General features: G+C 45.7%; 16 protein-coding genes. 6 read left to right on the top strand and 10 right to left on the bottom strand.

Features of this window, described 5'->3' with window-relative positions:
- Nucleotides 1-162: 162 nt before the first annotated feature.
- From QE390_RS10640 to queA, 8 genes are all read right to left on the bottom strand, one after another.
- Nucleotides 163-978 (bottom strand): energy transducer TonB, encoded by an 816-nt coding sequence (locus QE390_RS10640; protein ID WP_307142116.1) that lies wholly within the window; start codon nt 976-978, stop codon nt 163-165.
- Nucleotides 979-1,080: 102 nt separating this feature from the next.
- Nucleotides 1,081-2,382 carry a lipopolysaccharide assembly protein LapB gene (locus tag QE390_RS10645; RefSeq protein ID WP_307142117.1) on the bottom strand — a complete coding sequence of 434 codons (1,302 nt, stop codon included), beginning with the start codon at nt 2,380-2,382 and terminating at the stop codon, nt 1,081-1,083.
- A 138-nt stretch (nt 2,383-2,520) separates the two neighbouring features.
- Complete coding sequence (locus QE390_RS10650) at nt 2,521-2,946, bottom strand: energy transducer TonB (RefSeq protein ID WP_307142118.1); 426 nt, start codon at nt 2,944-2,946, stop codon at nt 2,521-2,523.
- A gap of 95 nt (nt 2,947-3,041) precedes the next feature.
- Nucleotides 3,042-4,280: a M56 family metallopeptidase gene (locus tag QE390_RS10655; RefSeq protein ID WP_307142119.1), complete on the bottom strand. Its 1,239-nt coding sequence runs from the start codon at nt 4,278-4,280 to the stop codon at nt 3,042-3,044.
- Between the two features lie 100 nt (nt 4,281-4,380).
- Nucleotides 4,381-4,752, bottom strand: a complete 372-nt coding sequence (locus QE390_RS10660) for a BlaI/MecI/CopY family transcriptional regulator (protein ID WP_106635114.1) — start codon at nt 4,750-4,752, stop codon at nt 4,381-4,383.
- A 784-nt stretch (nt 4,753-5,536) separates the two neighbouring features.
- Nucleotides 5,537-6,499, bottom strand: a complete 963-nt coding sequence (locus QE390_RS10665) for a YitT family protein (protein WP_307142120.1) — start codon at nt 6,497-6,499, stop codon at nt 5,537-5,539.
- Between the two features lie 248 nt (nt 6,500-6,747).
- Nucleotides 6,748-7,434, bottom strand: coding sequence for a 2-C-methyl-D-erythritol 4-phosphate cytidylyltransferase (locus tag QE390_RS10670; RefSeq protein WP_307142121.1), 687 nt, complete (start codon nt 7,432-7,434; stop codon nt 6,748-6,750).
- Nucleotides 7,435-7,483: 49 nt separating this feature from the next.
- Complete coding sequence (gene queA, locus QE390_RS10675; protein ID WP_106635117.1) at nt 7,484-8,539, bottom strand: tRNA preQ1(34) S-adenosylmethionine ribosyltransferase-isomerase QueA; 1,056 nt, start codon at nt 8,537-8,539, stop codon at nt 7,484-7,486.
- A gap of 206 nt (nt 8,540-8,745) precedes the next feature.
- Between queA and QE390_RS10680 the strand changes: the two genes are divergently transcribed.
- The 5 genes from QE390_RS10680 to namA all read left to right on the top strand — a co-directional run bounded on the left by QE390_RS10680 (nt 8,746) and on the right by namA (nt 13,154).
- Nucleotides 8,746-9,990: an ABC transporter permease gene (locus tag QE390_RS10680; RefSeq protein ID WP_307142122.1), complete on the top strand. Its 1,245-nt coding sequence runs from the start codon at nt 8,746-8,748 to the stop codon at nt 9,988-9,990.
- Nucleotides 9,991-10,125: 135 nt separating this feature from the next.
- On the top strand, nt 10,126-10,503 hold the full coding sequence (locus QE390_RS10685; protein ID WP_106635119.1) for a hypothetical protein: 378 nt from the start codon (nt 10,126-10,128) through the stop codon (nt 10,501-10,503).
- A 141-nt stretch (nt 10,504-10,644) separates the two neighbouring features.
- Nucleotides 10,645-11,484 (top strand): DUF3822 family protein, encoded by an 840-nt coding sequence (locus tag QE390_RS10690; RefSeq protein WP_106635120.1) that lies wholly within the window; start codon nt 10,645-10,647, stop codon nt 11,482-11,484.
- A 52-nt stretch (nt 11,485-11,536) separates the two neighbouring features.
- Complete coding sequence (gene coaD, locus QE390_RS10695; RefSeq protein WP_106635121.1) at nt 11,537-11,995, top strand: pantetheine-phosphate adenylyltransferase; 459 nt, start codon at nt 11,537-11,539, stop codon at nt 11,993-11,995.
- 94 nt (nt 11,996-12,089) lie between these two features.
- The gene (gene namA / locus QE390_RS10700) at nt 12,090-13,154 is read left to right on the top strand and encodes an NADPH dehydrogenase NamA (protein ID WP_307142123.1); all 1,065 of its coding nucleotides are present in this window, start codon (nt 12,090-12,092) and stop codon (nt 13,152-13,154) included.
- 55 nt (nt 13,155-13,209) lie between these two features.
- On the opposite strand, the gene QE390_RS10705 is transcribed toward namA, so the two are convergent.
- Nucleotides 13,210-13,899 (bottom strand): NUDIX hydrolase, encoded by a 690-nt coding sequence (locus QE390_RS10705; RefSeq protein ID WP_106635123.1) that lies wholly within the window; start codon nt 13,897-13,899, stop codon nt 13,210-13,212.
- A gap of 207 nt (nt 13,900-14,106) precedes the next feature.
- On the opposite strand from QE390_RS10705, the gene pyrE reads away from it, so the two are divergent.
- A complete protein-coding gene (gene pyrE, locus QE390_RS10710) occupies nt 14,107-14,754 on the top strand; it encodes an orotate phosphoribosyltransferase (protein ID WP_307142124.1) in 648 nt (215 codons plus the stop codon).
- Between the two features lie 653 nt (nt 14,755-15,407).
- Here pyrE and QE390_RS10715 read toward each other — a convergent pair.
- The gene (locus tag QE390_RS10715) at nt 15,408-16,232 is read right to left on the bottom strand and encodes a J domain-containing protein (protein ID WP_307142125.1); all 825 of its coding nucleotides are present in this window, start codon (nt 16,230-16,232) and stop codon (nt 15,408-15,410) included.
- Between the last annotated feature and the right edge of the window lie 23 nt (nt 16,233-16,255).

The following is a 16,255-nucleotide window of genomic DNA, read 5'->3' on the forward strand; positions in this document are numbered from 1 at the left end:
GACTATCAGAATTTTATATAAAGTGCAGCACGGTAATATCCAATTTTAAATTTTTTATTGGGATAATTCTATTTTCATTTACCGTAGATTAAAAAGTTAGAAATGAACGGAAGCTAACTTTCTACTAAATCAGACAGTTAAATTCCGTTCATCATAACTGACTCATTCTAAAGTAAATGCAATGGGTAAATGGAATCTGCACCGAACAGACCGACCCTGTTGACGACCGGGTTTCCAGCGAGGCATTTCCCTTAAAACGCGTCGGGCTTCTTCATCGCAACCAAAGCCGATGCCTTTCTCAACTTCGATTTGTGATATACTACCGTCCCGGTCTACTACGAAAGAAACAAAAACTCTGCCCGAAACATTAGCTTGCTGAGCCTGCGTAGGGTAACGCAGATTTTTCTGTAAAAAACGATTCAGAGCTTCAATACCACCGGGGAATTCAGGTTGTATTTCTACATTTAACAGCGGAGCATCGTTGTCGGCGGATGGTTTAATTTCAACAATTGCATTTTTGATTCCTCCCGTATGATCAGAAATATCTACCACCGCGGGCATATCACTGCCGTCCAGAACGGTCTGACTTCCCGCCTGATGATCCTGCAACATTTTCTGGGTAACGTCTACTTCTTCTTTGACGAGTACATCGGGCGTAATCTCCGGTTGTAATAACTTATAAGTGTTCACGGGTTGTGTCTCCACTGGAGGCGGAGGAGTAACTACGGGTGGCTCAGGTAAGGGTTCGGGTTCTTCGATGATGACATCTTTCGTTAATAGCTTAGCTTTTACTTCGATTTCTGGTTTAGTAATTTTTGCAAAAAGCAAAGGTGAGAACGCCGTAAGCAGAAAGAAGCTAACACCAATCAGCAGAGCCAGGCGGATATTTTTTCCGTATACCTGACGCAGTTCGTAGGCTCCATAACTCCGATTTCGGTTGGAGAATACGTAATCCTCCAAAGTTTGCAGGGTTTCCATAGTTTAACTAAATTTTTAGTTGATTGGGGTTTAAGAAAAGCCCAGCAAGTGGGCTACGTTAGAGATGATTGTAAAGGTTGAAGGAAAGGTTAGGTTTGGGCGTTAGTCTTTTTTGAGCGTGTCAGGAATACTATGACTGGTATCCTGAGCGACAACAGCGACGGGAGCGGGGAGGATAATTACCTTTTCCGGTTTTAGTTCTGCCAGCCGTTGGGCCGCTGCTTTATCAACCGCCATACAATCCAGGCGATCCTGTGGGCTGCTATACTTTCTCGAATACACGTTTTTACAGAGCCTGAGTGTCTCCTCGTAATACAGCAGAGCTAGTTCGGCGTTGATATGATGTGTATCGTTCAGTTGAGCCAGCCGGAAAACGGCCTTCGGACGTCTGAAATTGTTAAAAATGGCCTGGTACTGCTTTATGGCGGTTTTAATGGAAGAAGGTTGTTTCTCCAGTTCGTAAAGATCCGCCATGCCCATCTGATAATCCGGTACGCGGGTTTGAGCCAGTCGAACGGCCTGATCGAAACGTCTGAAAGAATTAATATTAAAAATCGTAGAAGAATCTTTTTTTGCTTGTAACAGATAAGCCGTGCCGAGCCCGCCGTAGTTATGCTCGGTTTCTTCTCCCAGATTAATCAGACGATTGAAGGTGAAAATCGATTTATCAAATCGGCCCGTTTCATAGTAGGCCCGCCCCAGCATTCGCTGAAAATAAGCGGTTGAGTCGCCCATAGCCATCGTTTTTTCCAGCGATTGCACCACGGCTTCGAATCGGGCCAGGCGAAAATCAACCCGACTGTTCAGTAATAGAAAACGGATGGAGGTGGAATCTTTCGCCAGCCCGCGTTCAATATATTCCCCCGCAATGGTTAGGTACTTATTGGGATTCAGGTCCAGATACAGACGAGCCAGTTCCGCCAAAGACTCCCGATCCTCTGGATTGATCTTTAAAGCCTTTTCATAATGAATGATTGCCTGCTCATCCTGCTCCAGTCGGTCGTATTGCAGGGCCGCTTGCCGTTGGAAATATGCATTCAAAGAGTCGATCTGAATGAGTTTCTGATACTGAGCCAGGGCGTTGCGGTATTGAGCGTCTTTCTCGAAAAGAATTCCTAACTGATGCAGGGCATCCCGTTGGGAAGTATCCCGTTTCAGGATGCGTTCGTAGGTTCGGCGGGCCGCCAGCGAATTCCCAATTCGTTGATGAGCGATTCCAAGTTCCAGTGCGAGATTATTATTTAATGAATCTGTCTCGCTAAGTTTTTGAAGCAGAGGAATGGCCTGCGAATAATTGCCGGAACGTACCAATCGCTGGGCTTCTGCGTAAGCATCTACTGGCATTTGGGCAAAAGCAGCATAGGTTCCCAGCAAAAATGCCAGGACAGGTAAAAGTCGTTTCATACGTCATCAGAGGTTAGTAATGAATGGTTTGATGAGTTTTGAGCGGAGAATTAGTAGCTAACCTGTTAACTCAGAACATCAAACGGCTAGGGTATCTCGCGTATTAGTTACCAATAGAACGGTTAGGTGGATGATTTATCAATCTCGGTAAGTAGTCACTACCAGATCCGCTTTTTCGGCTTCTGGCAATCGGGTAATGGCTGCATTTTTGCTATCAATAACAAACGCAAATACTAATTCGTGGGTACTAATGATCGGTTGACCATTTTTATCTTTAGCTGCCTGCCACTTCGGCATGGTTTGAATTACCCGCAAAACTTCCTCTGAAAGGCCGGAATTCTCCCCATTGGCTTTCGCTTCCTGAATGATTCCATCTTTACCCACAGTAAACGAGGCCCTTACTATACCCTGAGCATTTTCTTCCTGCGAAGCCGTGGGGTAACGGGTGTTTTTCGCCAGAAATTTTAGCATTTCCGATCGGCCACCGGCGTAATGAGCAGGACTTTGGGCCTGGGTAATAAAACTGAGGAATCCAAGTACGAACACGAATACGATTGAACGCATAACAATAAACGTTTAATAAGTGGGGATAATCACTTCGACTAAAATAGTCGTCACTTATTACCTAAAAAGTCGTACTCGAAACCGAGCCAGGAGGGCTATTCCATGGTAAATGTAATGGGTAAATTAAAGCGGCTTCTAACGGCATGGCCTGAATGATAACCGGGCTTCCATTTAGGCATATCCTTCATAATTCTTAATACTTCTTCATCGCAGCCAAAGCCAATGCCCTTCATAATTTCTACATCGGTGATGGAACCGTCTTTCTCAACTATAAAGCTGGTAAAAACTTTACCCTCAACGTTCGCTCGTTGAGCCGCAGCCGGATACTTGACGTGCTGAGAAAGGTATCGGTACATTTCTGAGTCACCACCTGGAAACTGAGCCTGCTTTTCAACTACGGTAAAAACTTCCTCCTTCGCATTCGTTTGTGCCGGAGCCGGAGTTTCAATGGGAATAATGACGAGTTCCTCCTTTTTTTCTTGCTGAGCACAAGCCGTTGCCAGAAAGATCATCGATCCGAAAACGGGAACAATCAGGGCGTATTTTACCAGAGCCGACGTTTGCGAAGGCTTTTGCTTCAGCATGGAAATCCGGGCTTTGAGAAAAGATTTATTAAAGAAGGTGTGAGCCAGCTCCATTTGCTGAACGCCAAACTGTTGCGAGAACAATAGCATGGCATAATCTGCCCGGCTGGTTTCCAGCCGACTGGCTACTTCGTCGGCCAGGTATTCGTGAATGAGGCAAATGTCCTGTTTCAGGAAATAAACCACCGGATTGAACCAGTTCATGATGGCAATCAGCTCAAAGAAGATCACATCAGCTGAGTGTAACTGGCGAACGTGTACCCGCTCGTGCATTTCAATGGTGCGGCGATTCGACAGATTCTTGCCTACAAAAAAGTGGTTAAAGAAAGCAAATGCCATATTCTGATCTACTTTGCGATTCGTTCGATACCGAACCAGATCGCCCAGTCGCATGAGTCGAAATGCAAATCTGCCCAGCAGAATCAAAATCCCACAGAGGTAAGCAACGGCTAACAAATGACCCCAGGCCATGGGGTGTGCCGAGCGGGAATTGTCGAGGTAATCAGGTGTAATAAAAACGACGCCGGGATTATAATAGGTGTAAAGCGACTCGTTTACCTGCTGGGTAAGCAGCCAGGTACGAATCCAGTCGGACTGCATGGCCGGGATAAAAAAGGCCAGTGCGGTTCCCGCCAGCAGAAAACTCCGGTTCAACTGATGAAACGTTTCTTTACGGAGGATCAGGCGATAAAACCCATAAAATCCAGCCAAATACAGATTTACTTGCAGGAGATAGTGCAACCAATTCATAGTTGTATGATGGCCTCAGCGGTCGTCTAAAGGTGAGAGGGTTGGAAAGCGGTCGAATCGGTTTAGAGTGTAAATCCAGTTCACACTCTAAACCGGATTCTTACTTTTGTTTCATTTGCTCGATCATCTTGAGGATATCGTCAGCTTCGTTGAGTTCTACTTTCTTTTTCTTCACGAAAAAGGAAAACAGACTACCGATCGAATTACCGAAATAGCTTTCCATCAATTTCTCCGTTGCGAAGGTGCGGTATTGCTCTTTAGTAATCAACGGATGGTATTGGTGTGACTTGCCGTATGCTTTATGCCCCACAAAGCCTTTCTGTTCCAGAATGCGAACAATGGTGGAAACGGTATTATACGCTGGCTTAGGCTCAGGCAATTGGTCAAGAACGTCTTTCACAAAACCTTTCTCAAGAGACCAGAGTACGTGCATAATCTGTTCTTCGGCCCGGGTAAGTTCTTTTTCAACCATAATTGTTCTTGCGTTTGGATACAAAAGGAACTTTCGCCCGATTTTGTATCAGAGAATAATAACTTGATTCAAAGATTAAACTAATATTTTAGTTCTACAACTATTTTTTTCGTTTTGTGCGAAAAAAATTTCGTTAGGTGGGGTTTTACTGAAACGGAATGAAAAACTTCTGAGTAGGTAACCTATTCTAAAGAATAATAATTCGCTGAAAGAAAGTCAATTACCAGCTAATATCTGGTTTTCGCTGGTAATGACAAGGACTTGTTTCTGTATTAACGAAAAAATGGAAGCAATCTGAAGAGACCATCTAAAATTTATGATAATTGTCGGACGCTAAAGCGAATCGTGACACCTGCACTGATGGAGCGTACGACGAAAGACTAGCCAATTTCTGAAGGACGGCAGGTGGAACCTGCCGCTTGGTAGGAACGAGATGGAATCTCGCACCAGTCAGTTTTAGGTCTTCTCTATGTTTTAAACCCAAATCTTTGATGAAGCCGACTACACTACAAGTTCCCCAGTAGAGACGCGACTTTATCGCGTCTGGGTAAGAGGCGGTTTTTATCCTTACGCCGTGGTTGGTGTTCCACGCAAACACGGTTTTCGTACAAATGACTGGTGGGACACCAGCCATGGCGGAGCGACACAGTTGTGGATGGCTGAACTAAGCGTTAGAAATACGGGCTAACAAAGGCCTGCTACTTTAATTAGTCTCGTATTCAGGAAAAGGCTATAAAAAAATCCCCGAACAAGCGAAGGTCCGGGGATTGGTTTTCGAGGTTAATTAATGAAACGCCCGCTTTTTGATCATGCCGCCTTTGGTATCCTGAATACTGTGCTGCACAATGAACGCCTGGTTATCTATTTTGTCAACGGCGTTTTTCAGCCGGGTAATTTCTAAGCGAGTAATAACGGTATATACAATATCAATATCTCCTTCGCGGTCGCCACGTTTGCCGAAGCCGCGTTGGCCTTTATACATGGTAACACCCCGGCCCATTTCATTCACAATCATGCGGCGGATGGCGTCACTTTTTTCGGATACAATAGTAATGGCCGTATATTCTTCCAGGCCGGTAATAATAAATTCAATCGTACGAGAGGCTGAAAAATACGTCAGCATGGCGTACAAAGCGGTTTCTACGTTAATTAAGAGGGCAGAGATACTAAAAATAAAGACGTTGATGGCCATGATGATGTCCCCAACGGTAAATCCGGTTTTACGGCTCAGGTATAAGGCCAGAATCTCTGTTCCATCTAATACACAGCCCCCCCGAATGGAAAGCCCGATACCTGCTCCCAGGAAGAAACCTCCAAAGACGGCAATCAGCAGCTTATCGTGCGTGAAGACGGGCAATTCCAAAAAGGCCAGACAGAGAGCCAGAGCAATAATCGCAAACAGCGTACGAATGGCAAAACCCAGCGAAATCTGTCGGAAGCCTAGAAAAATAAAGGGGATGTTAAAGATGACCAGCAAAATGGAAAGATTCCAATCGGTCAGAGCACGTACGAGTAGGGAAATCCCGGTAACGCCACCATCCAGAAAGTGACTGGGTAATAAAAAGCCACGAAGCCCTATCGCTGCAGTGAAGATCCCAAAGACGATGAGAAGGGTATCTTTGGTGACCTGCTTTGGATTCAGCGTGCGAAAGTTTCGAACCTGATGATAAAAAAAGCGGCGGAAGGGCGAGCGATGAGTAATAGTAACGCCGGGGAGCCGCAATGGAGGTGAAGTATTGTGTAACATAGAGCGAATTGAGAAGGTGATGAATAGAAAATACTAACTATTCCGCTATGGATAGTATAGTAAATATATCGATTTTATCCTACTCTATCCCGCTAAAACGCACTTATCCACAGAAGATTAGAAAATTCTAATCCGGTTAATCACAAATTAAGCGTCTGATTTAGAGAAAGAATCAGAAAAAGCTGTATTGTTTTCAGTCGCTTTAAAACTACGTAACTGCCTGATAATGGAGAAAATAAGAAAAAACGTTAAGCTAAAGAGCTGCCTTTCAGCAGAGCTTCTGCGAAGGCGAGGTCTTCGGGCGTCGTGATTTTAATGTTTTCGTACGAACCTTCCAGCAGGTGAATGGGGTAACCCGCCGCTTCGGCTACGCTGGCATCGTCCGTAAATAAAGGACTTTCGGCCTGTTCAAAAGCTTTTTTGAGCAGGGAAACCTGAAACGTCTGCGGCGTTTGCACGAGGCGAAGTTTAGAACGATCCAGAGCACTATTCCCCGCATCTTCGGTAACCAGACGAATAGAATCTTTGGCCGCAACGGCGGCAATGGCTGTACCGCTTTCTGCCGCGACTTCGAAACTACGGGCAATCACCGAAACCGGAACCAGCGGACGAACACCATCATGAACCGCCACGAGTCCATCTGTAGTAACCTGTTGTAAGCCATTGCGAACCGACTGAAAACGAGTAGCTCCGCCGGGCGTTTCAATAATAGGCTGAGAAAAGGGCAGGGGATATTCTTTACGAAGCTGTTCCCAGTAGGAAAACTGGTCGGCGGGCAAACATAGAATAACCTGTAGATCGGGAGAATACTCCAGAAAACGCTCCAGTGTATGGATCAGGATGGGTTTTCCAGCAAGAGATAAGAATTGTTTGGGCAATGAAACGCCCATGCGACTGCCGCTGCCACCGGCAACGAGGATAACGTATCGTTTCATAACTATGGGCTGTTAGCTATCAGCTACCAGCCCATAGCTAACGAGCCAATTACAGAATCAGCATTAAATCGCCGTAACTGAAGAACTTATATTTTTCCTTAATGGCCGTTTGGTACGCTTCCATCATCAAGTCATACCCACCAAAGGCACAAACGCCCATGAGCAGTACGGATTCTGGTAAGTGGAAGTTCGTTAACAAGGCATTACTGATTTTGAAATCGTAAGGAGGGAAAATGAAACGATCCGTCCAGCCTTCGCTTGGTTTCAGTCGTGAATTCGCAGAAACCGACGATTCCAGCGTTTTCAATACCGTATTGCCTACGGAACAAACCCGTTTTCCGGCGTCCAGAGAAGCATTAACTACGTCCGCTGTTTGTGCAGGAATGAAGTAAGGCTCAGAATCCGTCTTGTGCTTGGTGAGATCTTCTACGTCTACCTGACGGAAAGTGCCCAAACCTACATGAAGGGTAATCGGCGTAAAGTCGGTGCCGTTAATCTCCATGCGTTTCTTGATATTTTTCGTGAAATGCAAACCGGCGGTAGGGGCAGCTACGGCTCCTACTTTCGAATCATCCGCAAAGATGGTTTGGTAACGCTCCCGGTCTTCATCCGTAGCTTTCCGGCGACTTTTAATTTCTTCGGGTAGAGGCGTTTCGCCCAGCTCGTGAATGGCTTTCATCAAAGCATTGTGGTCGCCATCGTACAAGAAACGAATGGTACGGCCCCGCGAAGTGGTATTGTCGATTACCTCTGCTACCAGATCGCTATCGCCAAAGTACAGCTTATTACCCACCCGAATTTTACGGGCCGGGTCTACCAGCACATCCCACAGGCGATGTTCACGATTTAGCTCACGGAGTAAGAATACCTCAATCTGTGCTCCGGTTTTTTCCTTGCTACCGTACAAACGAGCTGGAAAAACCTTAGTATCGTTCACAACCATCGTGTCGCCTTCGCCAAAATAATTCACGATATCACCGAATTTTCGATGTTCGAATTGCCGGGTTTGACGATTAACTACCATCAGTCGTGCTTCGCCGCGTTCGACTGGATGGAGGGCAATGAGATTTTGCGGCAAATCAAATTTAAATTCGGATAACTTCATGGAATTCAGCTAGATACCAGATAGTGTTGGCTAAATATGCACTTTATCAAGGCCGAATGTCAAGCTTTTTTGGAAATTTTATAAAAAATATTTAAAAAGCGGTATTCCGTTTAACCTTTAAAAAGTATAGTTGAACCAACTTTTTCTTGTAAAACATTTGGAATGATTTCTACTTTGAAACTTGCACCTCAGATAGACTCATAAACATGAAATTTCTTCGGCAGGTTTTCGAAAGTCTTCGCTTTGCCTGGCAGGCCTTACGTTCTAATTTGTTACGAACCGTATTGTCGCTACTGGGCGTAAGCGTGGGTATTTTTTCAATTATTGCCGTTTTTACCATGGTCGACTCACTGGAAAGCAGCATTCGGGAAAGCCTGAGTTTTACAGGCAGTAATACCATTTTCGTTTCCAAGTGGTCCTGGGATTACAGCAGCCCGGATTATGCCTGGTGGAAATTTTTCCGGCGGCCTGCTCCGAGTTATTCTGATTTTCAGTTCTTAGAACGTAACCTTGAAAACGCCCAATATGTTGCCATTTCGGACGGACGGGGTGGCCAGACCATCAAAAATGGGAATAATTCCATGACGGCTGGCGTGCGGGGTATTAGTTATCAATACAACCAAATTTCAGATTTACCCGTTGAATCAGGACGCTATTTTAGTCCGATGGAAGAAGAGGCTGCCCGAAACGTGGTCGTTATCGGGGCGGATGTGGCGGCTAATTTGTTCCCTTTTCAGGAAGCCGTCGGGAAATTTGTCCAGATTAAAGGACTGCGGTTTCAGGTAATTGGCGTAATAGAACGCATTGGTACGGGCATGTTTGAGATCGGCGGTAAGCCAGACATCCGTTGTTATATTCCTTATAAATCCTTCTCAAAACTCTTTCACACCAGATACTCAGAACCTAATATTTCCATAAAAGGATATGATCGGGACGAAAAACTTCAGGAACTTGAAGGCGAATTAACGGGGCTCATGCGGAGCAAACGCGGGTTGAAGCCTTATCAGGAAGATAACTTCTCCCTTAATCGCCCCGAGGCCATTCAGAATCTGGTGGAAACGATCTTTAGTGCCCTTCGCGGAGCCGGGATTATTATTGCTCTCTTTTCTTTATTAATCGGAGGCTTCGGGATTGCCAATATTATGTTCGTTTCGGTGAAAGAGCGAACCAGCCTCATTGGAATTCAGAAATCATTGGGGGCAAAAACCTACTTTATTCTGTTCCAGTTTCTCTTCGAAGCCATTTTCCTGAGTCTAATTGGAGGTATGGTCGGCATTCTCTGGGTTTGGGTATTAACGTTTTACCCGCAGGATTTATTAATCATTCAGCTTTCCTTACGAAACGTCGTTATTGGCCTGGTCGTATCGAGTAGTATTGGCTTGTTATCGGGGATTATTCCAGCCTGGATTGCCGCCCGAATGGACCCCGTTTTAGCCATCCGCTCGAAGTAAACAGAGTTGGCAATGTTTTTTAGGGAACTTCGCCTGAAAAATGGTTAATAATTCAACGAAGATATTTTTCTTTGAGTCTAAATGATTCCTTTTACTCATATCCCTGAGTAGGGCACCTAAACAATTCAACCTGAAATGAAAACATTTGGTAAAGTATTATTGATTCTGGCCGTCGTAACGCTGGTCGTTTTCTGGATTCTTACAAAAATTAATTATTCGGAAGGCGAACGAGCAGGAACCATCACTCGCTTCAGTAAACGGGGTTATGTCTTTAAGACCTGGGAGGGCGAGCTATTATTGGGTGGTTTTTCGGAAGGGACGGGCCAGATGAACGCTGAAAAATGGCAGTTCAGTGTCGATAATGGGAAGGATTCCACGATTAGTACCATTAACGAAGCTCTGCGTTCGGGAAGACGGGTAACGCTTTTTTACGAAGAAAAACTCTTCCAGTTTGACTTTGACGGCGAAACCAAGTTCTTCGTCACGAAGGCTGAATTTGCCGATGGCCGCTAAAAGCTGAAGGTAAAAAGGGGGTCTGGTGCAACACTAGAAACGAATCTTTGCCGAAATGTTGATAGTTTTGGTACTTTAATACCCGGTTACTGCTTTAGTTAACTGTGGGTAACGAACCATCAGTAATCAATCCATAGGCGTATGACCCCCGCTTTTCAATTTCGGCAGGAGGCATTTTTACTAACCTCGGTTAGTTCATATATACTTACCCTGGCTCTGAATCCCAAGGATTTTCAGATTAGTATTATTGATCCCGTCAATAATCTGTGTCTGTGGCTGGACGAATTCGCTTTACCTGAAACGACTTCAGAACAAGAATACCTGGCTCAGATTCAGGAGATTGTCAGTAAGCATCCCATTGCTGAAAAAACATTCTGGAAGTCTATTCGGCTTATTGTCAATAACCAATCTTTTACCCTGGTACCGACGGCTCTATTCAAGAAGGAATATGCTGCTCGCACGTTGTCACTGGCCCGTGGTCAGGTAACTAGCCAGGAGACGGTTCAGCATACGCTACATCCGACGTGGGAGGCTACTAATCTATTTGCTTTCCCAACGCTGTTTTCGGACTGGATTCTTGACATTTATCCGCTGGAAAAAATTCAGGTTTTTCACCAATCGGACCTTCTGCTGGAATTAAGCTCCAAACTAAAAAGTACGGGGTTAATGATTTACGTAGAAAAACAGGCAGCCACACTGGTCTATGTGAATGAAACGAAGCTCCATTACTGCAATCGCTTTGTATACCGGGCCGCTTCTGACTTAGTTTATTACGTACTTTTTGTAATGAATGAATTAAAAATCGATGCGGAAGAAATTCCGGCCTGGGTTTTTGGCGTGGTGACGGAAGAGGATGACTCCTACAAAGGGCTTTATAATCACATTAAAAATCTGTCGCTGGGCTTACCTGATGCGGTTTCCATTCCCCGCCTGCCCGGAGATTCCCCGGTTTTCTATCACGTAGCTACTTTATTGAGCTAGCCAATCGAAATGCCTGTAACCCTCCCTGCTTTCTTAACCCCATCCTTTAGTTATGTCGAAAATCGCTTTTTTCCCCGGTTCATTTGATCCTTTCACGAAAGGACATGAAGATATTGTACGACGGGGCCTGAAGCTCTTCGACGAGATTATCATCGGTATAGGACATAATACCAGCAAAAAGCGGTATTTCTCGGTGGAAGTAATGACACGGGCCATTCAGCGAACCTTTATTAATGAACCGGTTCAGGTAGTTCCTTACCAAGACTTAACGGCCCGGGTGGCTAAAGAATACAACGCTTCCTTTTTGTTGAGAGGACTCAGAAATACAACGGATTTCGAATACGAAAACAGTATTGCCCAGGTTAACCGGGATCTATACGAAGGGTTGGAAACAGTATTCCTGATTTGCTCGCCGGAATTAGCTCCCATTTCCAGTACCATCATCCGGGATTTGCATCGGTATGGAGCCAGCGTAGATCAATATCTGCCCTATTCGGTGAAAGATCTCTAGACACACAGGCTCGTCTAATGTTCGAATTTGCTCGCTCGGGAACGGAAGTTTATCCTAACTTATTTACTACTTAGGTTTAAACATCTTTCCGAATATGTCACTATTATTTTCTCCACTGACGCTCAAGAAAATCACTTTTCGTAATCGAATCGTGATTTCTCCCATGTGCCAGTATTCATCCGTCGATGGTTTTGCCAATGACTGGCATCTGGTTCACTTAGGCTCACGGGCCGTGGGTGGGGCCGGGTTAATTATTCAGGAAGCCACGGCAATTTCTCCCGAAGCCCGTATTTCTCGCGAAGACCTGGGGATCTGGAAAGACGAGCACATCGAAAAATTACAGCAAATCACTTCTTTCATTCGTCAGCAGGGAGCTGTGGCAGGTATTCAACTGGCTCACGCTGGACGCAAAGCCAGCGTATTTCGTCCCTGGGATGGAGGGGGGCAGGTACCCGAAACGCAGGGGGGCTGGAAACCCGTTGCTCCAAGTAACATCCCTTTTCAGGAGGCTGATGTTCAGCCAACGGCTCTGGATAAAGAGGGTATTCAAAAAGTGATTGCTGACTTTAAAGACGCCGCTGCCCGATCCTTCCGGGCGGGTTATGAAGTGCTGGAAATTCATGCGGCTCATGGGTACTTAATTCATCAGTTTTTCTCGCCTCTTAGTAATAACCGCACCGACGAGTACGGCGGTAGTTTCGAAAATCGAATCCGAATTCTACTGGAAATTCTGGAAGCTGTACAAACCGTTTGGCCCGTAGAGTTACCCGTGTTTGTACGAGTTTCGGCAACGGATTGGGTAGAGAATGGCTGGGATGTTGAGCAGTCCGTTCAACTGGCCAAAATCCTTAAAGAAAAAGGCGTAGATATCATTGATACTTCGTCGGGAGGTCTGGCTTCTTATGCCAAGATTCAGGCGGGGCCGAACTATCAGGTACCTTTTTCGGATCAGATCAAAAATCAGGCGGACGTACAAACCGGAGCCGTAGGTATCATTACTGAAGCTCAGCAGGCCGAAGAAATTCTTCAGAAGGGTCAGGCCGATCTGATTTTCATTGCTCGTGAATCGCTGCGAGATCCTTACTTCCCGATTCATGCCGCGAAGGTTCTCGGAGACGAAATTAAATGGCCTTCTCAATACGAGCGGGCAAAACGATAAGCTCTAAAAAACAACTTCCCGAAAGTTATAAGCTTTCGGGAAGTTAATAATGACCTTAGTTTTTGGCAGGGACCGTACTCCAGAGCCGCTCAAAAACATAGCGAATGGAGCTATAGGAATCGACCATCGCATTCTGCACTTCTTTTTTAGACATCCAGCTAATCTTCTCGATGTCTTCTTCCCATTGCGGAGTCATGTTTTCATCACTCAGGCAATTCATCTGATACCATTTGGTTCGTTTCAGAATACGGTTACCGTTGTGCGTGTACGTATGCCAGGTCGTACAGATTTTATCGACAAGTTCTGCATCCACACCCGTTTCTTCCTTCACCTCGCGAATAGAAGCTCCTCTTGATTTTTCACCCGGATCCAGTTTGCCCTTGGGTAAATCCCAGCGTTTCAGACGATAGATTAACAGGATTTTATTATCCTTAAAAACTACGCCACCGGCGGCTTTAACCACTTTGAAGTAACTTTTTAACCGGCTTTCAGCTGCTTTCTGATCGGCTACTTGTACCAGAATGCTTTGTAAAGCGGCAGGATGTTCATCGTGTAAAATGTTCATTAAACGTTCCAGAGACGCTAGTGAAGCATTCAGAATTAAAACATGACCGTGAAGCTGATCCGTTTTAATTCCCTCCAGACGGGTATCAATGACCACGTCAAAATCACTCTTTTCCCGTAATAGATTGGCTCGTTGAGCATCAGTAATTTTTACGGGACGGTCGTTGATAAACAGGACCATGAATCTCTCTCTAAATGGTTAGTAATACAAAGATAAAGGAAGTGTGGTAAAGTCCAGAAGTAGGAAACTGATAAAGAAGATAAGCCTTCAAATGGTTCCTTAGGTTGGATAAAGTTAAGGATTGTTTGTCAAAGAAAGGACTGAAAAAAGGGAAGGGAACTTCAGTGCAACTCCTCGACGACGGACAGAATTTCCTACCTTTGTGGCATGGAACTCGTACCCTCATCAACCGTAGCCGCTCGCGTGGCTGAAATGCTTTTGGAAGTAAAAGCAGTACGTCTAAGCCCCGAATCGCCCTTTACATGGGCCTCTGGCTGGAAATCACCCATTTATTGCGATAACCGCGTTACGCTTTCTTCGGCCTCCGTTCGGACGTATATCAAAGATGCGTTAGCCGAAATGATTAAGAATGAATTCGCAGGTGTAGACGCCATTGCAGGAGTTGCCACGGCGGGTATTCCTCAGGGAGCTTTGGTGGCGGATGTGTTAGGGTTGCCATTTCTGTACGTTCGTCCTAAACCGAAAGATCATGGCATGGGTAATCAGATTGAGGGTCGTCTGGAAGCGGGACAGAAAGTAGTGGTTATTGAAGACTTAATTTCAACGGGAGGCAGTTCTCTGAAAGCCGTTGAAGCTTTACGCAAAGGCGGAGCTGAGGTCGTAGGAATGGCGGCTATCTTCACCTACGGATTCCCAATTTCCGAACAGAATTTTGAGCAGGCCGGAGTAAAACTTCGTTGCCTGAGTGATTATAATGCTCTCGTGCAGGCCGCTTTACCGCTTGGTTACATCACCGAAGATCAGGTAACTACGCTGAAAGAATGGCGTCAGGCTCCTGAAACCTGGAAGCAGTAGGAGTTTGGAGTTTGGAGCGGCCGCCGCTGCGGTTTGGAGTTTGGAGTTTGGAGTTTGGAGTTTGGAGTTTGGAGTTTGGAGTTTGGAGTTTGGAGTTTGGAGTTTGGAGTTTGGAGTTTGGAGTTTGGAGTTTGGAGTTTGGAGAGAGAAAACCCATAAAGGTAGGGGAGTTGTTTGAAAAAGAAGACCCTAACCCCAGAGGGGTTAAATATGAATAGTCCCGGTCTGGATGGACCCAGGCTGGATAGCCCCGGATGAAAATCCGGGGTTTTTCGTGTGAGGTATATGTTTTCCCCTGGCTGGTGTCCTCACCAGCCTGTCTGCTAAAGGTAGGGGAGTTGTTTGGAAATGGAGACCCTAACCCCGGAGGGGTTCAACGTGGATAGCCCCGGATGTTAATCCGGGGTTTTTCGTATGAGGTACATGCCCTCGCCTTGGCTGGTGTCCTCACCAGCCATTACTAAAAGCCTAGTGGTTGGTGAGGACACCAGCCAAGGCGGGAGCGGCGGCTTTGGTTACCATTTAAATGGACTTCCATTTCCCGGCTAGACGCGATGAAGTCGCGTCTCTACGTGGATGCCTAACGGGAAAAATCTCCTAACAAACGATTCGGATGTTAATGAATTCATTAGAACCGTAGGCTAACACCTCTTTTACTGACAGTACTTATTCATTAACGCTGCGGCTTCCTGTTCTCCTAAACGAACGGCCTGTTGCCAGTCATCGCAGGCCCGGAGGCTATCTTTTTCCAGCCAGAAATTCGTTCCCCGCATCTGAAAAAGCTTTCCATTTTCCGGGTTACTTCGCAGAGCTTTATTGAGGTGACTGCGACTTTGAGCGTATTTTTTTAGGTAATAGCTACAAGTAGCCAGTTCCATCTCCAGCCCTTCTTCGGGTAAGGTTTGCTGGGATACCGTGGATAAATCACCGTATGCTTTTTCAAATTCCCGCAAGTGTAACAATACCTGGCCTCGCAATCGATAAGCAAGCATGAGCTGATCATCGTGCACAATGGCCATGTTCAGTTTTCCCAAAGCGGCTAGTGTGTCCTCATCCACCAGCATCCGCGTAGCCTGAGCTACTTCCTGTTCGGCCTGTTTATGGTTATATTGCTGCAACCCGAAAAAACCAATAATAACGCTGAGGATCAGAAGCGAAACGCCCGGAATAAGCCAGCGGCGATACGTCGATCGTGATGAGGGAGGCGGTGACGGGGCAGCAGGTTTGGGTTTCGGCGGCGGGGGTGGTGTTTGCGTTTGAGTCCTTTGAGCAGAATTTAGTTTGAAGTCATACGAAGCCCGCAATGACGGGTCCGAAAGAACTCGATACGCCTCATTGATTGCTTTAAATTTCTCTTCCGCCTGCGAATGATTAGGGTTTTTATCGGGATGCCAGCGAACGGCCAACTGACGATACGCTCGCTTGATTTCTTCGGCTGAAGCCGTTCTTGAAACGCCAAGTTGTTGGTAATGTGTCAATAGTCTCTGATTTTGCTTAGAAC

The sequence above is a fragment of the Siphonobacter sp. SORGH_AS_1065 genome, assembly GCF_030818595.1.
In the GTDB taxonomy this organism is placed as follows: Bacteria; Bacteroidota; Bacteroidia; order Cytophagales; family Spirosomataceae; genus Siphonobacter.

What these genes read in the sequence shown, in the direction of transcription:
- QE390_RS10640 (WP_307142116.1), bottom strand. Translation starts at nt 978, where the DNA reads ATGGAAACCCTGCAAACTTTGGAGGATTACGTATTCTCCAACCGAAAT.
- QE390_RS10645 (WP_307142117.1), bottom strand. Translation starts at nt 2,382, where the DNA reads ATGAAACGACTTTTACCTGTCCTGGCATTTTTGCTGGGAACCTATGCT.
- QE390_RS10650 (WP_307142118.1), bottom strand. Translation starts at nt 2,946, where the DNA reads ATGCGTTCAATCGTATTCGTGTTCGTACTTGGATTCCTCAGTTTTATT.
- QE390_RS10655 (WP_307142119.1), bottom strand. Translation starts at nt 4,280, where the DNA reads ATGAATTGGTTGCACTATCTCCTGCAAGTAAATCTGTATTTGGCTGGA.
- QE390_RS10660 (WP_106635114.1), bottom strand. Translation starts at nt 4,752, where the DNA reads ATGGTTGAAAAAGAACTTACCCGGGCCGAAGAACAGATTATGCACGTA.
- QE390_RS10665 (WP_307142120.1), bottom strand. Translation starts at nt 6,499, where the DNA reads ATGTTACACAATACTTCACCTCCATTGCGGCTCCCCGGCGTTACTATT.
- QE390_RS10670 (WP_307142121.1), bottom strand. Translation starts at nt 7,434, where the DNA reads ATGAAACGATACGTTATCCTCGTTGCCGGTGGCAGCGGCAGTCGCATG.
- queA (WP_106635117.1), bottom strand. Translation starts at nt 8,539, where the DNA reads ATGAAGTTATCCGAATTTAAATTTGATTTGCCGCAAAATCTCATTGCC.
- QE390_RS10680 (WP_307142122.1), top strand. Translation starts at nt 8,746, where the DNA reads ATGAAATTTCTTCGGCAGGTTTTCGAAAGTCTTCGCTTTGCCTGGCAG.
- QE390_RS10685 (WP_106635119.1), top strand. Translation starts at nt 10,126, where the DNA reads ATGAAAACATTTGGTAAAGTATTATTGATTCTGGCCGTCGTAACGCTG.
- QE390_RS10690 (WP_106635120.1), top strand. Translation starts at nt 10,645, where the DNA reads ATGACCCCCGCTTTTCAATTTCGGCAGGAGGCATTTTTACTAACCTCG.
- coaD (WP_106635121.1), top strand. Translation starts at nt 11,537, where the DNA reads ATGTCGAAAATCGCTTTTTTCCCCGGTTCATTTGATCCTTTCACGAAA.
- namA (WP_307142123.1), top strand. Translation starts at nt 12,090, where the DNA reads ATGTCACTATTATTTTCTCCACTGACGCTCAAGAAAATCACTTTTCGT.
- QE390_RS10705 (WP_106635123.1), bottom strand. Translation starts at nt 13,899, where the DNA reads ATGGTCCTGTTTATCAACGACCGTCCCGTAAAAATTACTGATGCTCAA.
- pyrE (WP_307142124.1), top strand. Translation starts at nt 14,107, where the DNA reads ATGGAACTCGTACCCTCATCAACCGTAGCCGCTCGCGTGGCTGAAATG.